Origin of the sequence: Stieleria tagensis (assembly GCF_024129865.1) — a bacterium.
GTDB lineage: Bacteria > Planctomycetota > Planctomycetia > Pirellulales > Pirellulaceae > Stieleria > Stieleria tagensis.
This window is the reverse complement of sequence record NZ_JAMYFE010000060.1, coordinates 175,744-195,966: the sequence shown is the minus strand read 5'-3', so window position 1 is coordinate 195,966 and position 20,223 is coordinate 175,744. Positions and strand designations below refer to the sequence as shown.

The 20,223-nt window shown below is 56.9% G+C and carries 14 protein-coding genes; 8 read left to right on the top strand and 6 right to left on the bottom strand.

All coding sequences use genetic code 11. The features are described from left to right. Positions 1–88: 88 nt before the first annotated feature. The 3 genes from NHH03_RS15605 to NHH03_RS15595 all read right to left on the bottom strand — a co-directional run bounded on the left by NHH03_RS15605 (position 89) and on the right by NHH03_RS15595 (position 3,289). Positions 89–901, bottom strand: a complete 813-nt coding sequence (locus tag NHH03_RS15605; RefSeq protein WP_253157755.1) for a HesA/MoeB/ThiF family protein — start codon at positions 899–901, stop codon at positions 89–91. Between the two features lie 101 nt (positions 902–1,002). Continuing rightward, positions 1,003–1,998, bottom strand: coding sequence for an NAD(P)-dependent alcohol dehydrogenase (locus tag NHH03_RS15600; RefSeq protein WP_253157751.1), 996 nt, complete (start codon positions 1,996–1,998; stop codon positions 1,003–1,005). Between the two features lie 142 nt (positions 1,999–2,140). Continuing rightward, positions 2,141–3,289 (bottom strand): leucine-rich repeat domain-containing protein, encoded by a 1,149-nt coding sequence (locus tag NHH03_RS15595; protein WP_253157749.1) that lies wholly within the window; start codon positions 3,287–3,289, stop codon positions 2,141–2,143. A 163-nt stretch (positions 3,290–3,452) separates the two neighbouring features. Between NHH03_RS15595 and NHH03_RS15590 the strand changes: the two genes are divergently transcribed. Both NHH03_RS15590 and NHH03_RS15585 read left to right on the top strand, forming a co-directional pair. Continuing rightward, on the top strand, positions 3,453–4,769 hold the full coding sequence (locus NHH03_RS15590) for a hypothetical protein (RefSeq protein ID WP_253157746.1): 1,317 nt from the start codon (positions 3,453–3,455) through the stop codon (positions 4,767–4,769). Next, the gene (locus NHH03_RS15585; protein WP_253157743.1) at positions 4,766–6,412 is read left to right on the top strand and encodes an ABC transporter permease; all 1,647 of its coding nucleotides are present in this window, start codon (positions 4,766–4,768) and stop codon (positions 6,410–6,412) included. The genes NHH03_RS15590 and NHH03_RS15585 overlap by 4 nt, the downstream gene beginning before the upstream one ends. Before the next feature lie 43 nt (positions 6,413–6,455). Here the strand turns inward: NHH03_RS15585 and NHH03_RS15580 are convergent, their stop codons facing one another. Then, positions 6,456–6,962: a hypothetical protein gene (locus NHH03_RS15580; RefSeq protein ID WP_253157742.1), complete on the bottom strand. Its 507-nt coding sequence runs from the start codon at positions 6,960–6,962 to the stop codon at positions 6,456–6,458. A 214-nt stretch (positions 6,963–7,176) separates the two neighbouring features. Between NHH03_RS15580 and NHH03_RS15575 the strand changes: the two genes are divergently transcribed. Further along, on the top strand, positions 7,177–8,010 hold the full coding sequence (locus NHH03_RS15575; protein ID WP_253157740.1) for a DUF4142 domain-containing protein: 834 nt from the start codon (positions 7,177–7,179) through the stop codon (positions 8,008–8,010). 77 nt (positions 8,011–8,087) lie between these two features. Here the strand turns inward: NHH03_RS15575 and ppc are convergent, their stop codons facing one another. Then, entirely contained in the window at positions 8,088–10,829 is a 2,742-nt protein-coding gene (gene ppc / locus NHH03_RS15570; protein ID WP_253157739.1) for a phosphoenolpyruvate carboxylase, read from the bottom strand. A gap of 304 nt (positions 10,830–11,133) precedes the next feature. Further along, positions 11,134–11,259 (bottom strand): hypothetical protein, encoded by a 126-nt coding sequence (locus NHH03_RS27970; protein ID WP_261364296.1) that lies wholly within the window; start codon positions 11,257–11,259, stop codon positions 11,134–11,136. A gap of 216 nt (positions 11,260–11,475) precedes the next feature. Between NHH03_RS27970 and NHH03_RS15565 the strand changes: the two genes are divergently transcribed. From NHH03_RS15565 to nrfD, 5 genes are all read left to right on the top strand, one after another. Next, on the top strand, positions 11,476–13,263 hold the full coding sequence (locus NHH03_RS15565; RefSeq protein WP_253157736.1) for an arylsulfatase: 1,788 nt from the start codon (positions 11,476–11,478) through the stop codon (positions 13,261–13,263). Between the two features lie 82 nt (positions 13,264–13,345). After that, the gene (gene folK / locus NHH03_RS15560) at positions 13,346–14,299 is read left to right on the top strand and encodes a 2-amino-4-hydroxy-6-hydroxymethyldihydropteridine diphosphokinase (protein WP_253157733.1); all 954 of its coding nucleotides are present in this window, start codon (positions 13,346–13,348) and stop codon (positions 14,297–14,299) included. Positions 14,300–14,500: 201 nt separating this feature from the next. Next, a complete protein-coding gene (locus tag NHH03_RS15555; protein ID WP_253157732.1) occupies positions 14,501–15,190 on the top strand; it encodes a cytochrome c3 family protein in 690 nt (229 codons plus the stop codon). Positions 15,191–15,290: 100 nt separating this feature from the next. Continuing rightward, the gene (locus tag NHH03_RS15550) at positions 15,291–18,614 is read left to right on the top strand and encodes a TAT-variant-translocated molybdopterin oxidoreductase (protein WP_253157727.1); all 3,324 of its coding nucleotides are present in this window, start codon (positions 15,291–15,293) and stop codon (positions 18,612–18,614) included. Between the two features lie 83 nt (positions 18,615–18,697). Further along, positions 18,698–20,128 (top strand): NrfD/PsrC family molybdoenzyme membrane anchor subunit, encoded by a 1,431-nt coding sequence (nrfD, locus tag NHH03_RS15545; RefSeq protein ID WP_253157724.1) that lies wholly within the window; start codon positions 18,698–18,700, stop codon positions 20,126–20,128. The last annotated feature ends 95 nt before the right edge of the window (positions 20,129–20,223 follow it).

Below are 20,223 nucleotides of genomic sequence, written 5' to 3'. Positions count from 1 at the left end.
AAAAGCGCAACTTCAAAACTAACGCGTCGGGTTGTGATGAAAAAGCGCAATGTGCGAAACACGCACGGGAGGGTTTACCCGACGGCTCCTACCTTTCTCTCGCGGGATCGATCGACTTGCTGGCGGCTTGACCGGGCAACTCGCCACAGGTCGGGCAGTCCGGGCGGCGACTGATCTGCAAGCGGTGGAAACTCATGTCCCGCAGATCCATCTTTAGCAAGCGATTGAATAGTGGCTGGCCGAATCCTGCAATCACTTTGATTGCTTCCAACGCAGCCATGCAGGCAACGGTTCCCGAGACCGCGCCAAAAACCGGGAACTGGCGTTTCCAGTTGGGCGGAGCTTCGGGAAACAAGCAATTCAGACATGCGGTTCGGCTGGGATAGAGGGTCGTGATTTGTGCCTCCAGTTCATACATGGCGCACTCGACCATCGGTTTCTGCTGGCGGACGGCTTGTTCGTTCATCGCAAACCGTTCGGGAAAAAGCGGTGCACAGTCGACAATCAAGTCCGCTTGGGCGACTAAGTCACCAGCGTTACTGGGACAGACGTTTTCACCGACCGAGATGATTTTCAAACGTGGGTTCAGCTCCAATAAACGACGTCTGATTGATTCAATCCGTGGTTTTCCGATCCAGTCGTCGGTCATTAACAATTGGCGATTGAGATCGCTCGGTTTCACATCGCCGGCGTGGGCAAGCACCAGTTGACCGATGCCGGCGGCTGCGAGTTGGTAAGCGACAACGCTGCCGACACCGCCAACACGTGAGACCATGACCGAGGCGGATTTGAGTTTTTCCTGTCCCGATTCGCCAAAGTCTGGCACCCACATCTGCCACTCATACACCGCGCGTTCTTTATCAGTGAGTGATGCGAGATGCGCGGGTTGGCGGTCGGTCATGTAGGATGGGTTTGGCGCAGGGGACAGCAGAAAAACAATCCGATGTCGATTGTAGCATCGCTGGTCGATTGGCGTTCAGGACGGAGGAAAGGCGACCAGGTTCATTTCACACGCAACACCAATTTTCCTCGGTCCACCCCGTTCTGAATTTTTTGATGTGCAGCGGTGGCTTCGCTCATTTCAATCACGTCATCAAGCACTACTTTCAATTGTCCCTGTTCGTACAGGCGAATCAATTCATGTAGGTCATCCGCGTCGGGGTTCGCCAGCATGATCGTGCCTTGTTTCGAAAGGAATTTGGTCAGCACACTGATCATGGCGCCGGAGAAATCCGGTTCGGTCGAGACGTAATGTCCGTTGTCAGCAAGTACCGAATGAGACGAGAAATAGTCGCTTTTTCCGGCGGCGTCAAAGACGAGATTCCAAGTGCGATCGAGCTTGGTGAAATCGGTCTCCGTATAATCCATGAACTCGTCAGCTCCCAGCGAGCGGACGAACGCTTCGTTTTCGCCACTGGCAACTCCGGTGACTGTTGCCCCGTAAGCTTTTGCAATTTGGACGGCAAACGCACCCACTCCACCGCTGGCACCGTTGATCAAAACCGAATCGCCGGATTGCAGTTTGCCATGATCACGCAGTGATTGCAGGGCCGTTGACCCGGCCAGGGGCAATGCGGCGGCATCATCGAACGACATCCCCGGTGGAATCGGTGCCACGCTGGTGGGGTGACAGCACGCGTACTCGGCGTAACCGCCTCCGTATCGACTGTCCAGAAATGCCATCACACGATCACCCGGTTTCATGCCGCTATCGGCCGGTGCAAAGACGACTTCGCCGGCGACGTCGTAACCGGGAATACGTGGGAAATGGCCAGGCAACAGCCATTTCGCTTGACCCTTTCGCAGTCGATAGTCGATCGGGTTCACGCCGGCAGAGTGGACGCGGATCGTGACTTGGTCTGGCGTCGGCGTGGGCGATTTGACCTGGGTCACGGAAAGAACGTCGGGGCTGCCGTACTGGGCATAGACGACGGCGTCCATGTTGGGCGGCAATCGCAGAATTTTGTGTTGGGGAGGTAGCGTTTCTTCTGAATTCATAAATGGTGGTTGAGGTCGTTGCATTGCGTCACACTGCGGGCGGGCGGTTGAGGCGACCGCCCTACAATGAACTGAAGAGCAATTCGCATGCCACGTTGTTAGCACGTGGTCACACGACGTCTGCAATGCGTTCGAGGGTTGGTTATTTGACGCGCACGCCACAGGCCTTCAGTGCTTCTATTGCGACGGCTTTGTCTTTCTCAGGAATTGGGTTTCCGTTTAAGTAAAGACGCAGGTAGGGCGCAAACCGGTTTTCACCTTCCTTGTCCGCTTGGCAGGCCTGGACCAGCGGCCCCAAATCTTTGATCTGGTTGTTTTCCAGCAACAGAGTCTTCAACGCGGGCAGTTTGGCGATCGGGGTTAGATCACTCACAGAATTATTGCGCAGGTCCAGCGACGTGATCCATTTCAGGTCCGCAATCGGGCTGACATCATCAAGTTCGTTGCCAGACGCATCGAGCGACCAGATCTTGGTCAGTTTTGCCAAAGGTTGCAGGGAGGTGATTTGATTCTCGGCAACGTATAGGGTCCGTAGATTACTCATCGCGCCCAGCGGGGCCAAATCCGTGAGTTCGTTGCGTGAGACATCCAGTAGCTGCATGGCGGTTAGGTCTTTGACCGGCTCCAGCGACTTGATCCGATTGCCCGATAGGGAAACCGATTGCAACCGTTTTAGATCAGCGATCGGTTTCAGGTCTGAGATCTGGTTGTCACGCAGATCGATCAGCATTAGCGCGTGGCAATGTTCTAACCCCGAGAGGTCTTTGATCTGTTTCCCCACACCCACGACACGTGAAATGTTGGCGACGTCTTCTGCGGTGATCGGTTCTTCGTTGTAGCGTTTGGCAAACACTTCGTGACGAACGGCGGCCTCCAGGGCTTTGTCTTTGAATGCCGGGACCGCCGGTGGCGCTGGCTTTTTTTCTTTCTTTTCTTCCGCCGGCTTTTTCATTTCCTTTTTTTCGGCCGGTTTGTCCGCTTTCGGCTTCGGCTTCTTTTTTTCTGCTTTCGCCTCTTTTGCATCATCCTGCTTCGTTGTTTCCGCCGCGTCCTTTTTGGCGGCCTCGGCGTCCTGCTTTGGCGGTTCGACGTTTGGCTGATCGGAATTTTTCTGCTCGGCCGTTTTTTGCGGCGTGTCGTCTGGGTTGGTCTTGTCGTCCGACAAGGCCGGGCACACGCAATAGGTCAGCGACAGAGCCAGAGTGAACAGAAGGTGACGGCGACGGGAGGGAGCGGTGTGTTGCATAGCAGACATCAGACGCATGGCGGCAGGAGGGAGGGAATCAAACATCAAACGGATCACTCTCATTCTAATTGGTTTGGCGGGCTGCTGTGAGAGTGGGCCAAGCTGACAAATACTGGTAAGCTGTTTGGGGTGGCCCGGTGGCCGCGTTGAGTCACATTTTACGACGGTGCCGCTGTGGCTGCGCCAACGTCAGTCAGGGAAGTCCGCCTTGAACGGTACGCGAAAAAGGATCGTCGGTTTTCTATTCTGGTGCGTGTTGCTGGTCATCGGACTGATTGCCAGTTACCGGTTGACCTTTTCTTCACAGCCCGAATCCGCCGCGAGAGAATCGCTGGCGTCGATCACGCGATTTGTGACCGGACAGCGTTCGACGGTTCAGTTGACTGATCCCACCGGGCGGCTGCAAATCGGTGATCCGGTGTTTTTCGCCGATGCAAAAGGGCACTACCGCCAAGTCGGCGCGGTCGCTCAGCGCATCGCTGCACCTTTGGATTCCGTACCGCCAGTTCCGAGTGTGCGAATCAATTGGTACGAACCGACCGTGCCAGCCGACGCCTGTCAAATGTTTCAACACCACAGCAACGGACGGTTGAGCGAAGTTGTTGCCACGCTGATGCCGGCGGAAAAACAGCAGCGGATTCGTGAGCAATTGGCTGTCGCGATGGCCGCACACGGCCAAGAATTAACCGACACGTTTGTTCCGCTGGTTCAGGAGAGTTTACAGCGTTCGATGCCTGTGATCGAAGACGAATTTCGTTTGGCCGTGGCCCGACATCGTGGTGAAATTGATCAGGCGCTTGAGCGTTGGAACAAAGAATTGGTTCAACAGCGACTGCTACCGATGGCCCGTCAAGAAATCCTGCCGGTGGTTCGCAAGCACGGTCAACCACCGGCGGAAAAGATCGGTCGTGAGATTTGGGACCAAGCCTCCTTGTTTCGCTTCGGTTGGCGCGCCCTTTATGACAAGACTCCGTTGCCGGAAAAAAGCTTGTTGCAAGAGGAATGGAAGCGGTTCGTCGACGAAGAAGCCGTGCCCATTTTAGAAAAACACATGGACGAAGTGGTGGTGGCGATTCAACGGACGGTTCGCGATCTGTCGGCCAATCAAGCGATTCGCAATGAACTTGGAGCAGTGGCCGCAGAAATTGCCGCGGACCCACAGAGCCGTCAATTGATTCAGTCGGTGCTCAAGGAAACCTTTGTCGACAATGAACGGTTGCGGATGGTATGGCGCGAGGTTTGGTCGAGCGGAGAGGCCCGACGGGCGTTTGACATTGCCGGTGATCGATTGGAACCGGTCGTTCGCAAGATCGGTGACGAAATTTTTGGATCCGAAGAAACAGGGATTGATCCCGATTTTGCTCGTGTCCTGCGCAGTCAAATTTTAAGAAAGGACCGCCGCTGGATGGTCGCCTGGCATACCGGTGCGACCAACGGAGTGATCGAGATTGCGAGCGAGTCGATGCCGTATCCGATTGTCTATCTGGCGGATCAAAAACAGGCCGGAACCGGCGCAGGGCGATGATGGACCAGCAGCAAATCCCCGAGCAACCCGAATCAATCGACCCGGCGGCATCCCCGATGCCCGCGGTTGGAAGTTCGTTGAGTTTGCGGGGGTTGAATGTGTATGTCGGTGAGCGGTGTTTGCTCCATCGAGCGGATGCCACATTTCCTGCCGGCAAGATCACGGTTGTTGTTGGTGGCAGCGGCGCAGGGAAAAGCGTGCTGCTGCGGATCTTGGCCGGCTTGTTGCCCCAAGCTGGCGAATCGATTCAATGGACCGGATCGATCGGCACGGCAAACAGTCCGCAGCAGGATTCACCCACCGCGGCGCGGCCACGGATCGGCATTGTGTTTCAGCAGTTTGCTTTGTTCGACGAGCTTTCGGCATCGTCCAATGTCCAGTTTGCACTGGATCATCGCGGCAAGCAGGCGAAACGGCAGACCGCGAAACAGTGGACGGCGTCGCAGTGGTTGGAGCATCTGGGGGTCCCCACTCGCACACCCGTGGCCGCCTTGAGCGGCGGTCAAAAACAACGGTTGGCAATTGCGCGAACGCTGGCCGCATCGCCCGACGTTTTATTGTATGACGAACCGACCAGCGGGTTGGATTCCGCCAGCGGACGCCTGGTGGCAGACTTGATTCGCGAAACTCAGTCAGTGTATCACCGCACGAGTATTGTCGTCACACACGATTATCAAACCCTGTTGCCGATCGCCGACAAAGTGTTGTTGTTTGATCCGGTGAAACACGACCTGATCGATGTCCCTCGCAGTGAATGGGAACAAATTCCCGCTCGGATGATTCCGGTTTCAAGTTTGTCAGCTGATGCTACGGCCGGGGCGACGAAGCCAAAACCGTCCGCGCTGGCGCGGCTGACCGGGTCGTTCTTTGAAACCACCGGTGGCGCGCTGTCAGCGGCGTTTTGGTTGCCATTGGATTTGTTGCCGATCGTTCCACGCTATCGCTGGGCGGCTCGCTTCACACTGCACTATTTACGGCTGGTCGCTGGGCCGTCGGCATGGTTGTATCTGTCGATTTCTGGACTGATCATTGGATTCACCTCAACGTATTTTACGTTCCGGTTTTTGCCGTTTCGTTTGTACACCCAGCCGTTATTGATCGACGAACTGCTTTCATCGATCGGGTTTGCACTGTACCGGGTCCTGGTGCCCATCTTGGCAACGATCTTAGTTGCTGCACGCTGCGGCGCGGCGGTGGCGGCCGATGTGGGGGTGAAACAATACGGCGGCCAAGTGGATGCCATGCGGACGTTGGGCGTCGCCCCGAGGGCTTATCTGTTGTTGCCGATCGTGCTGGCGTTTGTGCTAGGAACACCGCTGTTGGAATCGATCGCCTTTTACTCGGCGCGGTTCGTCAGCATGATCGCATTTTCGGCCTCCTATCCGGACGTCGGGCCCTATTTTTGGCAACAGCACTTCAGCCGCAACTTGGTGTCCGCATCGGGATGGATGTATGCGGGATGGAAGTGGGTGGCAGTCAAAAACGTACTGTGTGGCTTAGGCACCGCAACGATCGCCTACTACCAAGGCCTCGCGCCCAAGCATTCGGCCAGCGATGTCAGCCGATCCATCACGTCCACCGTTCTATGGACCACTCTCTTCGTCCTGGTAGTGCACTTCATCATCGCACTACTAGAATTCTAAAAGGGGAAGGGGGTTTTATTCGGAAAAGACCCCCTTCCCCTTTTCAGGCTGGGAAGCGCTGCAGGGTCCTTGGGCCTGCTGTTTGCAGCAACTGTTCCGCTTCATCCAGACGTGTTTTGCGGTCCTCGGCGACGATTATCAAAACCGCACCCTCACGAATCCGCTGCTCGTAGTTGTGTGTGTCGGCTTCTTTCATTCCCCACTGCTGCGTGGCGGTCAACAGTCCGGCGGCGCCCGCTCCGAGTGCCATGCCGAGTAGCGGTCCGGCAACGAGGAAGGGGCCAATCAATGATGCCGTACCAAGAGCGGTACCGACGCCACCGCCGACCACCGCACCGGCGGTTGCACCACCATCGATCGGTAAAGAGTCGGTGGTTTTGCGAGACTCAATCTCCGGTAGCTGGTTGTCATGGCGTTGCGACACCACGGACACGTTTTCATTCGTGAAGTGAGCCTTTTCTAAGACTTGCAAGCCGATATCAGCGTCTGCCAGTGATCGAAATTCGGCGACCACACATTGGTCAACGGAGTGCTGTTTGTCCTGTGTCATGTTTGCCACCATTGAAAATCAAAAGGAGGTGAATTGTTTTGTTTGAACCAAACTCGGATGCGAGCAAACCCTATGCCGCACGACTCGGTGTTCAATCGGTGTTCAATTTGCTGAAATCGGAGATGCGGAACGCAATATGCGAGTTGGTGCACACAGCCATCCACAGCGGCCAAGCTGTGGTCTGATTCCCCCAACACTCTTTGGAGTTTCTGTGATGTCCAAGCTACGTTTTTCCGCCGCCACGCTTGCTCTTGCCACGCTCACGGGTATGTCGTTCACCAATGCCCAGCAACCGAACACCGAGCTGCCGACGTTGAATCAAGAACAACCAGCCGGGGTGCAAACCGAACACGCCGAACGCTATCAAGCTCGTCGGATTTCAGCGGATGCTAATCGCCAGCAGGGACCAACGGTGACCCAGGCCGTGGTGCAAAAGTTGATCAAGTCGAATGAGGCTGAAATCGAGCTAGCCACCCTGGCGCAACAACAATCGGACAATCAACAGATCCAGCAGTACGCTCGCACGATCATTCAAGACCACCGGTCTCTCAATCAAAGCTTGCAACAACACTCCAGCAGCCAGCAAGTCACGGCACAGCAACCGGCCAGTGACCAGGCTCCCGGCCGCCGGACAGGTGGAACGCATCCCGAGGCAGCCGAGGACTCCAGCACGCATCCCGAGGCAGCCGAGGACTCCAGCGATCCGACCGCGCTAAAACGAATGAATAGTCCTCATCTGGCGACCCAATCCACCGGCACGGTGCCTCAAGAATTGTGCGATATTGGTGAACAGGCGTGCGAAAATGCTTTGCAGATGACCAAAGAAATGCTGGGCAAGTATCAAGGCCAGGATTTCAGCATGGCGTTTTTGGGTCAGCAGTGTGTTGCCCACACAATGATGTTAGCGGAGTTGCGAGCGATCGAAACGACCGGACCGCAGGAGCTGCGTGAGATTGCTGGTCAAGCCGCAGGCACGGTGAAGCAACATCTCGAAATGGCCAAACAGCTGGCCAAGCAACTCGAAGACGATCGCAAAGTCAATGGATAAGCGGTCCGGCAAGTGACCGTCGCGAAAGCGAGTCGACGAATTCCCTGAGACGAATTCCGCGGCCTGCGCGCCAGGGGTCAACCGCTGGTGCGCATGCCGGCTGCGATGCCGTTGATCGACAGTCGCGCAAGGTGTTGAAGTTGTTCGGCATCATTGTCACTTAAGTCCGTTTGGCGCCCCCGCCGAAGCAATTCGACTTGGATCAGATTCAAGGGATCAATAAATCGGTTGCGAACGCGAATCGATTCCTTCAGCCAAGGGATCCCGTCGAGCAATTCCTTGCGGCCGGTCAATTTCAAAATTGATTTGGCTGAGCTGTCAAATTCGTCTGAGATCAATTCGGCGATTTCGCGGTGTGTTTCCTGGCTGTCGGCCAAATTGGCGTAATGGGATGCGATCGACAGATCGGATTTTGATAGGGCGAGTTCAGCGTTGTCGACCAAGGCGCGAAAGAACGGCCAGTCGCGATACATGGTCTGCATCATCGCGCGGTTTTCTGGCGAACTTCTGAGCTCGGAAAATGCCGTCCCGATCCCGAACCATGCGGGCAACAGGCAGCGTGACTGCGTCCAGGAAAACACCCAGGGAATGGCCCGTAAATCGCTCAACCCGCCGTCAGGTTTGCGCCGCGAAGGTCGCGATCCGATCGGCAGTTGTTCGATCTCCGACAACGGTGTGACACTGCGAAAGTAGGCCACAAAATCCTGGTGTTCCAGCAACCGTCGATAGCATGCAAACGATCGCTCCGACAGTTTCTCCATCAACGCGATCCACTCTTCCGGTGGTGAATCGTTTGGGTCTCCGGCGGCCAGCAGCGACGCCCATGCCAATTGCTCCAGATGGCGATGCGCGATCGCGGGGTCATCGTAGCGATCGGCTAACACTTCACCTTGCTCGGTCAGTCGCAGAGAACCACGAAAGGTTTGTTGGGGCAGGGAGAGGATGCTGCGAGCAGCGGGGCCGCCGCCGCGGCCAAGCGATCCGCCCCGGCCGTGAAAAAACGTCAGTTCGACGCCATGCGCGGCAGCCACTTCAACGAGTGCCTGCTGGGCTCGAAACAGCGACCAACAGGCTGTCAAATAGCCCCCGTCTTTTGTGCTGTCGGAATAGCCGAGCATGATGACTTGTTGGTCTCCGTGCCGGCGCAGGTGTTCGCGGTACGCAGGGATCTTCAGCATGCCGGACAAAATGGCGGGACCGTGTTGTAGGTCTTCGATCGTCTCCAGCAACGGCGCGATAGGTGGCCCATGCCAGCGTGTTTCGGGGGCGCCGCTGGGGCTGGAGTGCCGCCACAACCAGAGCACGCTGATGACGTCGCTGGGCGCGGCTGTCATGCTGATCACGTGCGTCCCGATCGGTGTCTCTCCGAATTGGTTGCGTGCCTGGTGCAGCACCAAAAACATGTTCCAAGTTTCTGCGGTCACCGGTGAGCAGGCCTGCGGATCAATTTCCAGGTCCGTTTCCAAGCTGTCGAGCAACCGCTGGATACGGACGTCGTCGTCCACACCTAGGCCGTCTTGTTCCAGGCCCGTCAGGCGGAACAGTTCATCGATGACGTCTCGGTAGACACTGGCATTTTGGCGAATGTCTAGTTTCGCCAAGTGCAGACCAAACGTGTCGACTTGGTTCAGCCAGCTTGCCACTTCATCGGCGATCTGGTCGACACCCGGGATCGATCGCAGGGCGGTCAACAGTCGTTGCACGTCATTTCGAAATGGTTCGATTGAGGTGTAGCCCTCTGCAGCGCCGGCAGAGGTTTCTTCGGATGAGGGAGATGAATGCTGCAGACGCCAGCGGATCACCAGCAGCCATTGCCGCCAGACTTCGTTGGGAGGCAGTGAGGCGATCGATTCGGCCAGTTGGGGACCACTGGATTTGGCCGCCGCGAGTGCCAGTTCAAGATCGCCGCCGACTCGAATTTGTTGTTGCGACAGGCTCAGTGAATCGATCAAGTCATCACAGGTATTGAGGTGAAATTCGATGGCCTCTCGCCGAAGCCACTGGATTGTCTCCTCTGTCACCGCTGCGGTGACCCCGGGGTGGCCGTCTCTGTCGCCGCCGATCCAGGATCCGAATGTGACCACCGGCCGTTTCACTTGGACCTGTTCGCCATAGCTTTCGTTGATCGCCGTTCGCAATTCGCGGTCGATCCGCGGCAGAGTTTTCCACAAGACCGGTTTGAATGAGAGTCCCCGGGCGACCTCTTGCATCACCGTGGGACGATTCAGGCGGACAAAGTCGGTCAGCCACAGTTTGGCAATTTCACTTCGGATTTGCCTTTCGATTCGAATCGATTGTTCCGGCAACGGGTCCCCATCTCGCTCCGTCATCAGCTGACGAATGGTGGTCAGTTTGTGGCGAATCGAGCGCCGCTTTGCTTCGGTAGGGTGGGCCGTGAAGACCAACTCAATATGCAATCGATCGAGTAGCGATTGAAGCTCCTCTGCACTCTTGCCCGCGCTCTTCAACTGGTGCACCGCTTGCCGCACCGACTCCGCTCGCGGTTCGGGATAGGCGTTTCGTGTGCGTTGATTGAGGACCCGGACTCGAGCACGATCTTCGACTAGATTCAGCAGATCCAGAAAGACTGTGAAGGCACGTGTGACGACGCGCACCTGATGAAAGTCCAACTCGGCAATCCGCTCCGTCATACGCGCCTCGGCGTTGACCCGGCCGACGCGCCGGTCCCATGCCAGGCGACGCAGTTCTTCGACGATGGCAAACGAATCGGCGCCTTCGAAATCACGGATTGTGTCGCCCAAGATGGTGCCCAGGAAACCGATTTCGGCGCGAAGGGTTGGGTCGATGAAATGTTCCATTGGTGGCGTCTGCTGGTGCAATAGAGAATGGACTCATGTCAATCGCCTTTCGCAGTGTCAGTGTCAGTGAGCTCCGCCAAGCAAATGAAACCGCTGTGAGCAGCTAAGACTGATTGAATGAAAAAGGATGTGTGAATCGTAAAGGATGAAAAAAATGTCGTCCATGTCACCGCAGCCCGCAATCCTTGGCGGGCGCCCGCTGCTTCACAAAGCCTGTTTACCGGCAGAAAATTCTATACGGAGACCGTTGGTGGACCACTTCCCAAGGCGACATGGAATTCAACGAGAGGCGAGCACGGTCGCATCACAAGCGTCGCTCGTCCAGATAGAGGCCTTGATTCAAGGTCGAGATCATGCCGGCGGCAAGGATTGCCAAGGGGAAAAGGAACCACGGTTCAGCCAGGTGTAACTGCTGGCGGTCTGATTCCATTCTATTTCGGTCAGACAGGGCGTCTCCGCTCCCTCCCGGTGCAATAAAACCCCTTTCCCCTTTTTGGTCAGGGTGGTGGGGGGATGGCGAAACGGATGCTTCAAATACACAAAATCGTCGCGCTGGCTGGGTTGATGGATGAACGGTGCCGGTGGTGGGGTTAAGCTGCGGGTGTCGTTGCTGGTCTGTTTTCTTACACGTTGCTAGTGGTGCCCGATGAATCGTCGAATTGCGTTGGTGTCTCAGTTGGTTGGATTGTTGGTGCTGGTGAGTGCCTCGCTGGTTCGAGCTGAATCGGATCGGCCGAATGTGATCGTTGTGCTTGCCGATGATCAAGGTTGGGGCGATCTCAGTTTGCATGGGAATCCGAACCTGTCGACTCCAACTATTGATTCGTTGGCACGCGACGGCGCCCAGGTCGAACATTTTTATGTGTGTGCGGTGTGTTCGCCGACGCGCGCAGAGTTTCTGACGGGGCGCTACCACAATCGGATGGGTGTCTACAGCACATCGGCGGGCGGCGAGCGATTTGATGTCGGTGAGCAAACCATTGCAGATCTGTTTCGCCAAGCCGGCTATGCCACGGCGGCCTATGGGAAATGGCATAGCGGGATGCAATGGCCCTATCACCCCAATGCCCGCGGGTTTGACGACTACTACGGATTCTGCAGCGGACACTGGGGCAATTACTTTGATCCGATGTTGGAACACAACGGCCAAATCGTCAAAGGCAAAGGGTTCATCATCGATGACCTGACCGATCATGCGATCGATTTTGTCAGTCAGGCTGGCGACAAACCGTTCTTTGTTTATTTGGCACTCAACACCCCGCATTCACCGATGCAGGTTCCCCAGGAATATTGGGATCGGTTTGCCGACAAGGAGCTCGTCCCGGACCCGGCGCCGGAGAACGCCAAACGCCAAAACACGCCGCACACGCGAGCTGCGTTGGCGATGTGTGAAAACATCGACGACAACGTCGGACGTTTGTTGAGTCATTTGCAGACTAGCGGCAAAGCCGACGACACGATTGTGGTTTACTTGAGTGACAACGGTCCAAACGGATCGCGATTCAATGGTGGCCTGCGTGGTCATAAGGGATCGACCAACGAAGGCGGGCTGCGGTCGCCATGCTTGGTCCGATATCCACGGCAGATCAAGGCCGGTAGCGTGGTCGAGTCCATTGGCGGTGCGATTGATTTGTTGCCGACACTGTGTGAGTTGGCGGGTGTTGATTGGGCGGCCAAGCAGTTGCCGGGTAAGCCGCTGGACGGGCGTTCCTTGGCGAGTGAATTAACCGGCGGGGCACCGAGTGACGCATCGCGGATCCTCTTTAGTCACTGGCGGAACCGGATGACCGCGCGGACCCAGCGGTATCGCTATCACGGCAGCGGCGAATTGTTTGATCTGGCCAACGACCCCGGTGAAGTGACCGACGTCAGTGGCGACCACTCCGAGCTTGCCACGCGGTTGGCTGGCCAGTTGGATGCCTGGAAATCGAGTTGGGCGGGGAGCGGCGATCAGGACGCGCGGCCGTTTCCGCTGGGGCATCCCGATGCGACCTGGACGCAGTTGCCCGCCAGGGATGCGATTTTTACTGGATCCATTGAGCGGAGCAACCGATTTCCCAACTGCACGTATCTAACCCATTGGGTCGACACCACCAGCGAAATCACCTGGGATGTTGACGTGCTCGATTCCGGTCGGTTTGAAGTCCAGTTGTATTACGGTTGTCCCCAGGCCGATGTGGGATCGACGATTGAATTGTCGTTAGGAGATCAGCGCATCGAAGCAACGATTCAAACACCGGTGGAAAGTCCCTTGGTCGGGGCCGCCGAAGATCGGGTGCCGCGCCAGGAGGGGTATGTTCGCTGGTGGCAACCGATGACACTGGGCGTGATGCAGTTGGCGCCCGGGCGGCAAACATTGCGATTGCGGGCCACCGACGTGGCTGGGTCGCAGGTCGCTGAGATGCGTTTGTTGATGTTTCGCCGGTTGGAGTGATTGGTGGACCAGTGATTCAGGGAGCAGGTCGAATGGCGGGTTTGATGATAGGGCGCAGAGGTTTGACGATTGGAGGCAGTCGATGAATGAGCCGGAATCGCCACTTTCGCACCCGCTGCCAGGCCGGCGGGCGATCGAGCCGAGTCGGATTTCGCAGTGCGTGATCAGCTTTGGCAGTAATCTGGGGCACCGCCGCGAACTGATTTCGCTGGCGGCCCAGCAAATCGCAGCCAGTGACGTGGTGCTCCGCGGCAGTGGATCGCAGGCCGGTGGATTGCAAACCAGTCGGTTGTTTGAAACGCCACCGATCGGCGGGCCTGGGGGGCAGGAGCCCTTTCTGAATGCGGTTGGCGTCTTCCAGACGGTGGCGCCGGCGCGAGCGGTGCTGAGTCTTTTGCAGGGGTTGGAGGATCGGTTGGGACGCGAGCGGCGACGGCGTTGGGATGCGCGATCGATCGATTTGGACGTTGTTTTGCATGGCCAGTTGGTCGGCGGGACGACCGGTTTGGTGGTTCCTCACCCTCGATACACGGCGCGGCAGTTCGTTTTGCAGCCGGCTTGCGATGTGGCGGCGCATTTTCGCGATCCGCGGTTTGGCTGGACGCTGCAGGAGCTAGCCGATCATTTGTCGGCCGATGTGCCGTCACTGGCGTTGGTGTCAGGACGTGCTGAAGTTCGCCAAGAATTGTGCCGCCGGCTGCGAACCGAACGGGGGATCGCGATTCGAGAGTTTTCGCCCGATTCGTTGCCACCCACTGCGCCGTGGGTCTCTAGTGAAATGCCCCATTTGCCTTCTGCGGGTCAGGCTTCGGTGTCCAGTTTGCCTGGATTGCCGCGTTTATTGGTGCGAATTCACCAGGCCAACGGGGTGACGCGCTGGCCGGCGCCGCATTTAATGTGGCCGGGCGGCTGGCGTTGGCCGGAGTATCGGTTGGAGATCGACGCCATGGACTGGGCGGTTTCTGAATTGGCCTCGGCGCTTGATTCGATGCGTTGTGAGGGGCGGCCGGTGACCGCCGATGGCGGATGGTGGTGAGTGCCGAGTGCCGAAAATGCGGGCTTGGTGGTCCGGTGCGACGATGAGCCACACGGCCTGGCCGGAAAACTTCGCGGCACAATGTCGCTCGGGTGCAGGAAGGACTTGCCAATCGGCTAGCGGTCGACCGATACTTCTGCACCGAAGTGTTTTCCGCTCTTTTCTGCACAAACGCGTCCGGACCTCATCCGGTCGATGATCATGCAACGCTTTCTGTTTCCTCGCTGGTGCAATCCGTTTTTACTCGTGCTAGGCGCTGCGTTGGCCGGTGGTGGCTTATTTGCCGTCGTGGTTGGTGGTTTGATAACCGACCCGGTGACGCTAAATATTGGCTATCAGCCGGAGCAACCGGTGCCGTTTAGCCATGCCATTCATGCCGGGCAGCTCAAGCTGGATTGTCGATATTGCCACAACACGGTGTTTGATGCGGCTCATGCCGCGGTGCCACCGACGGCGACTTGTATCAATTGCCATAGCCCCAAGAACGAGCAGGGCGTGACCGCGCTGGCTGCGGTGCAGGCTGACAGTGTGAATCTGAAACCGATCCACGAGAGTTGGAGAACGGGAAAGAGCATGCAGTGGAAACGGGTGCACAATCTGCCGGAATTCGTCTATTTCAACCACTCCGCACACGTCAATTCCGGCGTCAGTTGCGTTAGTTGTCATGGTCGGATTGACCAGATGGAGACCGTTTACCAGCACGAGGAGCTCTCGATGGCATGGTGCATCGGTTGCCACGAAAACCCCAACGAACATCTGCGGCCGATCGAGTTTGTGACCAAGCTGGATTGGGAGCCACCAGCCGACTGGGACCAGGAGGCGTTTGCCGAGAAGGTCCGTGCCGAAAAACACATTCAACCGCAGCGGAACTGTGCGGTTTGTCACCGATAGAGCCCGTTTAATCAGCCTTTATCGCCAGTCCGAGTCGATGCCAGCGAATCCGTCGTCGACGCCAGTAAACACCGTTTGCTACTGATCCATCCGAACGAACATGACTCAAAACGAATCCAACGCGACCAGCGAAGCCCCGACGTACTGGCGAAGTATTTCGGAATTGCACCGCAGCGAGGAATTTCAATCGAATTACTTGCATCGCGAATTTCCGATCGCCGCATCCGAGTACCCCGAGGGCATGCCGCGTCGCCGCTGGATGCAATTGATGGGCGCTTCGCTGGCAATGGCTGGTGTCGCCGGTTGTCGTTATCCGGAGGAGATCATCGCGCCGTTTGTGATTCGCCCCGAAGGTCGAGTGCCGGGTGAATTCTACGAGCGAGCGACCAGTTTTGAGCTCGCCGGGTCGGTGCACAATCTGTTTGTGCGTTGTTTTGACGGGCGTCCCCAGCACATCGAGTCGAATTCGTTGCACCCGTCCGGCGGCGGCACGGATCCTTATGTGCAAGCCTCGATTTTGTCGCTGTATGACCCCGATCGTTCGCGTGGTGACCAGGGCCCGCTCTTGGTGCGAGGCAAAGACGGTCAGGATCGTAAGCAGGAGGCTGGTTGGGACGAGTTTCTGAAGGTCGGTCGTGCGAGTGTCAAGAAAGCGGCCAGCAATGGCGACGGCAAGGGGTTTGCCCTGCTGATGTCGCCGACAGCGTCGCCGACGTTGGTGCGGATGGTGAAGAAACTGCAGGAAACACTGCCCGCTGCCATGGTGGCTCGCTATGACGGTGTGTCCGACGGCGTGATGCGTCAGGCCACCAAGCAGATGCTGGGGACTGAGTGCAATCAGACGTTGGATTTAACTGACGCGAAAGTCATTTTCTCGCTGGGTGCCGATTTCTTGGGTGGCACGGGGTCGTTGGCTGCGGCCAAGACGTTTGCTTTGAACCGGAATCCGCTCGAGGGCGAAATGAGTCGGTTGTATGTGGCCGAGGGTGGGTATACCACCACGGGCACGATGGCTGATTCGCGGTTGCCGCTGCGTCCGAGTCAGATGAAGGCGTTTTTGGCTGCTCTGGAGAAAAAGCTGGATGGGTTGGCCGCCGGCGAGACGCAGTCGCATGCCGAAGGCGAGTTGCCGTTTAATGACAAGGAAATCACCGCTCAAGAGCGGATGGAACGGTTTTTGGACTGTTTGGCTTCTGACATCGTCGACGCCGGTGAAAACGCAGTCGTGGTGGTCGGTGAAAGCTTGGGAGCGGACGCTGTCGCTGCTGGGATTGCACTGAACAAAAAGTTGGGGTCGTTTGGCACCGCCCAGAAATTCTTGCCCTGTGTTGATGCTGATCTGAGTGTCAGTTCGCTTAAGGATCTCGTGGATGCGGCCGGCCAGGGCGACGTGGAGACGCTGCTGATTTTGGGCGACAACCCTGTGGTCGCATCACCCGGCGAAATTGATGTCGCGGCGGCGATCGGCAAGGTCGACACCACCATTTATCTGGGTGAGTACGACGACGAGACTGGGGCGATCTGCAACTGGTCGCTGCCGCTGGCGCACCCGTTGGAATCGTGGGGCGATTGTATCAATGGCGAAGGCTATTTTGGTGTCTGTCAGCCACAGATCCTGCCGTTGATGGGCGGACGAACCGCTGCCGAAGTGCTGGCGTTGATGCTGGGCGAAGACGAAGTGGAGCCGATGAAGTTGGTTCGACGCACGGCCGATGCGGTCGCCGGCGAGTCGTTGAGTGAGCGTCAATGGCGGACGCTGCTGCACGAAGGGTTCTCCGAGGACATTAAAGCGAAAAGCGAGGGATTGGATGTCTCCGGTCAAGCCGCCAAGTTGCCTAGCGAAGCGCCGGTCGCAGGCACAGCGGAAGTGGATCTGGACAATATCGATGTCATCTTCACGGTTGCCGATGGGTTGTACGACGGCCGATTTGCAAATAACGGTTGGCTGCAGGAATTGCCGCAGTCAATCACTAAATTGACTTGGGGCAATGCGGCGATCATGAGTCCCGCCACTGCCAAGGCGTTGGGCATTGGCCACGGTTTGTTCGTCACGCTACGCAAAGGCGGCAACAAGATTGAATTGCCTGTGTTCGAAGTTCCCGGCGTCGCCCCTGGTGTGGTGACTGCGGCGATCGGATACGGACGCACACGAGTCGGCCATGTCGGCGGCTACACCGCATTGGGTATCGATGCGATCGGGTTTGATGTTTCGCCGCTGCGAAGTAGCGATTCGATGCACATTGCCTATGGAGTCGAAGCCCGCCCGAATTTCAATGAATTCGAGTTCGCGACCACCCAGGATCACTGGGCGATCGATGAGATCGGCAAGACGGAAACCCAGAAACGTAGTTTCACGCTGGTTCGTGAAGGAACCACCGAGTTGTTGAAAAAGGTGCCGACGTTTGCCAAGGAACAGCCCAAGGCGGCTCACGTTCCCAAGGTCGGTCAATATGGATCGCTCAGCAAAGAGCCGATGCAGGAGATTCAGCTGGACTCGGCCAAGGATTTCATCCCGCAGTGGGGGATGTCAATTGATCTGACCAAGTGCACCGGTTGCAATGCCTGTGTGATTGCCTGTCAAAGTGAAAACAACATTCCGATCGTCGGTGCCGAACAGGTCAAAAACAGTCGTGAGATGCACTGGTTGCGAATCGATCGCTATTTCCAAGGTGACGCCGACGACGCCCAAGTGGTTCACCAACCGGTCGCTTGCGTTCATTGCGAAACCGCTCCCTGTGAACAGGTCTGTCCGGTTGCCGCGACGGTGCACACCGAAGAAGGCATCAACGCGATGGCCTATAACCGTTGCATCGGGACTCGCTACTGTGCCAACAACTGCCCGCTGAAAGTACGGCGGTTCAACTACTTCAATTACAACGAAGAAATCGGTGTCGGCTATGGCGTCAAGGCCTATCCGAGTGCGATCGAGTCGGCCAGTCGCAAGCTGCAGGCTTTGGTGTTGAACCCCGATGTTACACCGCGTGGTCGTGGTGTGATGGAAAAGTGCACGTACTGCATTCAGCGAATCGAAAAAGGCAAGATCCAAGCCCGCAAAGAGGGCGGTCGTCCGGTCAAAGACGGCGACGTGATCACGGCCTGCCAAGCGGCCTGTGGTACCAACGCGATCGAATTTGGCAATATTGCCGATCCAGAATCAGCCGTGGCCATCAAACGGGAAGATCCTCGTGCCTATGGCATGTTGGAACAATTGAACATCAAGCCACGAACAGAGTACCTCGCTCGCGTGCGGAACCCGCATCCACGTTTGATGACCACGTTCCAGATCAAGGATCTGAAAGACATCAAAGCGCATCACGGTCATGCCGCCCACGGCGAACATGAAGGCGAAGGCGATCATCAGGGGCATGGCGATGAGCATGCCGGTGAAGATCACGGCACTGAAGCGTCCACCGAAAAACACTGATCGAATGTCGGCGTCCGGATTCGCACGTCGCAGTTCAACCGGTTCAATACAAATCAATTTCATCCCACCCAGTAACTTTCACCATGTCACTTGCCATTCCCAACGGATTGGATAACACCGTCGAACGCCCGGGCGAGCGAGCTCCGCTGGTTCTAGGTGAAACGACGTACCACGACATTACCGAAGCGGTCTGCAAGGTTTCCGAGCGTCCGCCTAGCGCAAGTTGGGTTGGCGGATTCTTGATCGCATTTGCCTTGCTGCAGGTGTTGGGGTTGTTGATCGTTTATCTGATCTACACCGGGGTTGGGGTGTGGGGTAACCGATCACCGGTGTTTTGGGGCTGGCCGATTGTGAACTTCGTGTTCTGGGTCGGTATCGGACACGCGGGAACTTTGATCAGTGCGATTCTGTTTTTGTTTCGCCAGGATTGGCGGACCAGTATCAACCGTGCCGCCGAGGCGATGACGATCTTTGCGGTCGTCTGTGCAGGAACATTCCCCGGGATTCACGTCGGCCGCGCTTGGCTGGCGTTTTGGTTGGCGCCCTATCCCAGTTTGAACCTTTGGATGTGGCCGCAATTCCGCAGTCCGCTGTTGTGGGACGTGTTTGCGGTATCGACCTACGGCACCGTGTCGCTGTTGTTCTGGTACATGGGGATGGTGCCGGATTTGGCAACGCTGCGTGATCGATCCAAAAACAAGTATCGCCGTTTGGTTTACGGCCTGCTGTCGCTGGGCTGGACCGGTTCGTCGCGGCACTGGATGCGGTATGAAAAAGCGTATGCGTTATTGGCTGCCTTGGCCGCTCCGCTGGTTTTGTCGGTACACACAATCGTTTCGTTTGACTTTGCGGTCTCACAGGTCCCCGGTTGGCACACCACGATTTTCCCACCGTACTTTGTCGCTGGTGCAGTGTTCAGCGGTTTTGCGATGGTGCTGACGCTGATGATCCCCACCCGGACCATTTTGGGATTGGAGAAACTGATCACGATCCGGCACTTGGAAAACATGTGCAAGATCATTTTGGCGACCGGTTCGATCGTCGGGTTGGCGTATGGCACCGAGTTCTTTATCGCCTGGTACGGGCAGGTTCCGGCGGAGCAGTTCGCGTTCCTCAACCGTGCCTTTGGCCCCTATGCCTGGGCCTACTGGACGATGGTGACTTGCAACGTGATTAGCCCTCAGTTGTTCTGGTTCAAGAAGTGTCGGACGACACCCTGGATCATCGTGGTGATTTCGATCTTTGTGAACATCGGGATGTGGTTCGAACGGTTCGTGATTGTGGTCAGTAGCCTGTCGCGGGATTACCTGCCGAGTGCCTGGGCGTATTTCGAACCCACCTGGGTCGACTGGGGGATGCTGATCGGCTCGTTCGGTTTGTTCTTCACATTGTTCCTGTTGTTCGTGCGGACCTTGCCGGTGATCAACATGGCCGAAGTCAAAGCCACATTGGCCAAACAAGAACACATGAAACATTTGCACGGTCACGGCGACACATCCGCCGAGACCCACTGAATGACATTATTGACGACACTGCATTGATGACACTGCGATCGGACCGTTGGTGTCCGGTGTGGACTGAAATTTAAACAGCTTTATCGATCTGTTTC

Bases quoted from the DNA above. Each gene is read 5' to 3' on its own strand.
- NHH03_RS15605 (WP_253157755.1), bottom strand. From the start codon at position 901: ATGACCGACCGCCAACCCGCGCATCTCGCATCACTCACTGATAAAGAA.
- NHH03_RS15600 (WP_253157751.1), bottom strand. From the start codon at position 1,998: ATGAATTCAGAAGAAACGCTACCTCCCCAACACAAAATTCTGCGATTG.
- NHH03_RS15595 (WP_253157749.1), bottom strand. From the start codon at position 3,289: ATGTTTGATTCCCTCCCTCCTGCCGCCATGCGTCTGATGTCTGCTATG.
- NHH03_RS15585 (WP_253157743.1), top strand. From the start codon at position 4,766: ATGATGGACCAGCAGCAAATCCCCGAGCAACCCGAATCAATCGACCCG.
- NHH03_RS15580 (WP_253157742.1), bottom strand. From the start codon at position 6,962: ATGACACAGGACAAACAGCACTCCGTTGACCAATGTGTGGTCGCCGAA.
- NHH03_RS15575 (WP_253157740.1), top strand. From the start codon at position 7,177: ATGTCCAAGCTACGTTTTTCCGCCGCCACGCTTGCTCTTGCCACGCTC.
- ppc (WP_253157739.1), bottom strand. From the start codon at position 10,829: ATGGAACATTTCATCGACCCAACCCTTCGCGCCGAAATCGGTTTCCTG.
- NHH03_RS27970 (WP_261364296.1), bottom strand. From the start codon at position 11,259: ATGGAATCAGACCGCCAGCAGTTACACCTGGCTGAACCGTGGTTCCTT.
- NHH03_RS15565 (WP_253157736.1), top strand. From the start codon at position 11,476: ATGAATCGTCGAATTGCGTTGGTGTCTCAGTTGGTTGGATTGTTGGTG.
- folK (WP_253157733.1), top strand. From the start codon at position 13,346: ATGAATGAGCCGGAATCGCCACTTTCGCACCCGCTGCCAGGCCGGCGG.
- NHH03_RS15555 (WP_253157732.1), top strand. From the start codon at position 14,501: ATGCAACGCTTTCTGTTTCCTCGCTGGTGCAATCCGTTTTTACTCGTG.
- NHH03_RS15550 (WP_253157727.1), top strand. From the start codon at position 15,291: ATGACTCAAAACGAATCCAACGCGACCAGCGAAGCCCCGACGTACTGG.
- nrfD (WP_253157724.1), top strand. From the start codon at position 18,698: ATGTCACTTGCCATTCCCAACGGATTGGATAACACCGTCGAACGCCCG.